Annotated in this window: 2 protein-coding genes and 1 pseudogene; all 3 read left to right on the top strand. The window is 69.6% G+C overall.

Annotated features, from left to right (window positions below; genetic code table 11):
• Nucleotides 1-1064 (top strand): annotated as a pseudogene (locus WMK75_RS18770) (hypothetical protein); the annotation flags it as partial.
• A 351-nt stretch (nucleotides 1065-1415) separates the two neighbouring features.
• Complete coding sequence (locus WMK75_RS18765) at nucleotides 1416-2444, top strand: RluA family pseudouridine synthase (RefSeq protein WP_347269097.1); 1029 nt, start codon at nucleotides 1416-1418, stop codon at nucleotides 2442-2444.
• A 312-nt stretch (nucleotides 2445-2756) separates the two neighbouring features.
• Nucleotides 2757-3190, top strand: a 434-nt coding sequence (locus WMK75_RS18760) for an RNA polymerase factor sigma-32 (RefSeq protein WP_347269096.1), incomplete at its 3' end; no start/stop codon positions are given.

The raw sequence follows: 3190 nt of genomic DNA, 5'->3' as shown, positions 1-3190 counted from the left end.
GCGCGGCGCTCCGGCTCGCCGACAAGGCCGAGGCGCGCCGCCAGCGCGCGGTGCTGCTGGCGGCGGAGGCGTTGCAGGCGCGCGAGCACGAGCCCGAGAAGGCGCTCGCCGCCGCGCTGGAGGCGGTCAAGCTGTCGCCGTCGCTGACGCCGGCCGCGGCGCTCGCCGGGCGGATGCTGGCGGCGCGCGGCGACGTCCGCAAGGCGTCGAAGCTGCTGGAGGCGGCCTGGAAGGACGCCCCCCATCCCGACATCGCCGCCGCCTATATCGACGCCAGGCCCGGCGACAGCGCGCTCGACCGCTTCAACCGGGCGCTCGCCCTGTCGCGGCTGCGCCCCTCCGATCCGGAAAGCGTGCTGGCGCTGGCCGGGGCCGCGATCCAGGCGCGCGAGTTCAGGAAGGCGCGCGAGGCGCTGAAGCCCTTGCTCGCCGGCGGCGCCTCGGTGCGCGCCTGCCTGCTGATGGCCGAGCTGGAGGAGGCCGAGCACGGCGCCGCCGGGCGCGTGCGCGAATGGCTGGCGCGGGCGACCCGGGCGCCGCGCGACGCCGCCTGGGTGGCGGACGGGCTGGTCTCGGACCATTGGATGCCGGTCTCGCCGATCACCGGCCGGCTCGACGCCTTCGTCTGGACGGTGCCGCCGGCGACGCTCGGCAGCAAGACGCAGATGCTCGACGACGTGCTGGCCGATCTCGACGATTCGACCCGGCTGATCGAGGTCAAGGCCGAGAGCGTCACGACGATCGAGCCTGCCGCGGTGGCGCCGCCTCCGCCGCCTCCGCCCGCGCCGAAGGAAGAGCCGAAGCCCGAGCCGGTTGTCGCGGCGGCGCCGGAGGCTCCGCAGGAGGAGCCGAAGCCGGCCGTGGAGCCGAAGCCGGCGGAAGCGGTGGCGGAGCCCGCCAGGCCCGTCGCGGCCGAGCCGGCGGAGAGCAAGCCCGCCGCCCTGCGCGAGGCGGTGCCGCCCAAGCCGGTGATCTTCCCGGTCTCGCATGCGCCGGATGATCCGGGGCCGGACGAGGAACCGCCACAGGAGCCGAAGAAGCGAGGTTTCAGGCTGTTCGGCTGAGCGTGAGCCTTTCCCTTCTCCCCTTGCGGGAGAAGGTGGCCCGAAGGGCCGGATGAGGGGTCGCGCTATCCTTCATCGTCATTGCGAGCGTAAGCGAAGCAATCCAGGGAGGCGTAGAGATCTGCCGCCCCTGGATTGCTTCGTCGCTTCGCTCTTCGCAATGATGGACATGTCGCGCGACCCCTCACCCCAGCCCTCTCCCGCAGGGGGAGAGGGGGCAGGTCGCGCTGCCTGCGCCTTTTTCGTCGGAGATGCTCAGGGCTCGAGCCCGGGTATGATGACGGAGTGGAGCCTGATGTGAGGTTGCGGAAAAGGCGTGCGGCCGCGGCCCTTGCGCCTTATAGCGGCGCGATGAATTCCGTTTCCGATCCCGATGCCGCCGTCACCCTGACGGTCGGTCCAGAACAGGCCGGCCAGCGCCTCGACAAGGCGCTCGCCCTGCTCGCCGGCGAGATTTCGCGCGCGCGCCTCCAGCAGGTCATCAGGGAGGGCGGGGTCAGCCTCAACGGCACTGTCGCCGGTGACGGCAGCCGCAAGGTCGCCGAGGGCGACAGGATCGCCCTCACCCTGCCGGAGGCGAAGCCGGCCGAGCCGGTCGGCCAGGATATCCCGCTCGACGTCGTCTACGAGGACGAGCATCTGATCGTCATCGACAAGCCGGCGGGGCTCGTCGTCCATCCGGCCGGCGGGCATGAGGACGGCACGCTGGTCAACGCCCTGATCGCCCATTGCGGCGAGAGCCTGTCCGGCATCGGCGGGGTCAGGCGGCCGGGCATCGTGCATCGGCTCGACAAGGACACCAGCGGCCTGCTGGTCGTGGCCAAGAACGACCGGGCGCATCAGAAGCTCGCCAAGCAGTTCGCCGACCATGGCCGCACCGGCCCCCTTCAGCGCGCCTATCTCGCCCTCGCCTGGGGCGTGCCGCGCCTACGCGAAGGCACGATCGATGCGCCGATCGAGCGCTCGACCCGCAACCGCGAGAAGATGACCGTGGTCAAGGAGGGGCGCGGCCGCGAGGCGATCACCCATATCGAGCTGCTCGAGCGCTATCCGCCCCTGCTCAAGGGGCTGGACGAGACCGAGCCGCTGGCGAGCCTGATCGAATGCCGGCTGGAGACCGGGCGCACCCATCAGATCCGCGTGCATATGAGCCATATCGGCCATCCGCTGCTCGGCGACCGGCTCTACGGCTCGGGCTTCGCCACCAAGGCGGCCCGCCTGCCGCCCGAGGCGCAAGCCGCGCTCGCGGCACTCGGCCGGCAGGCGCTGCATGCGGCGATCCTCGGCTTCGCGCATCCGGCGAGCGGCGAGACGATGCTGTTCGAATCCGAGCCGCCGGAGGATTTTGCGAATCTGCAAGCCGCACTCGCGAGGCTGTGAGCTGGAGCATTTTCGAGCGAAGTGGGCACCGGTTCGCGTGAAGAACATGCGATAAAGCAAAGAGTTGGATGATTTGCGCGATTCTCCGGATCGCGCAAATCATCCAATCGGGCGCCGTTGCCACCTTTCCGCCAGAGTGCGTTCGCATATACTGGGGTTGTTCGGATGCGGATGGCCAAGGGGGCGCCGCGCGAGCGTTCCAATCGAACCGATGGCGGGGTTGGATCGTTACGTCGAAGTCCGAAACCTGCGCGAAGGTTGATCGCGCGGAGGGTCTGCCGCGAAGCGGGGGCCTCGATGAGGAGAACGAGCATGGCGAGCGCTTCCCTGCCCGTCCTGTCCGCCGAAGGCGGGCTGTCGCGTTATCTCGACGAAATCCGCAAGTTCCCGATGCTGGAGCCGAGCGAGGAATACATGCTGGCCAAGCGCTGGCGCGAGCATGGCGACCGCGACGCGGCGCACAAGCTCGTCACCTCGCATCTGCGGCTCGTCGCCAAGATCGCCATGGGCTATCGCGGCTACGGCCTGCCGATCGGCGAGGTCGTGTCGGAGGGCAATGTCGGCCTGATGCAGGCGGTGAAGCGCTTCGAGCCCGACAAGGGCTTTCGCCTCGCCACCTATGCGATGTGGTGGATCAAGGCCTCGATCCAGGAATACATCCTGCGCTCCTGGTCGCTGGTGAAGATGGGCACCACCGCGAACCAGAAGAAGCTGTTCTTCAACCTGCGCAAGGCCAAGAGCAAGAT

The organism is Paracoccus sp. (in: a-proteobacteria), assembly GCF_039808215.1.
Lineage (GTDB): Bacteria > Pseudomonadota > Alphaproteobacteria > Rhodobacterales > Rhodobacteraceae > Paracoccus.
This window is presented reverse-complemented; position numbering and strand designations above follow the sequence as displayed.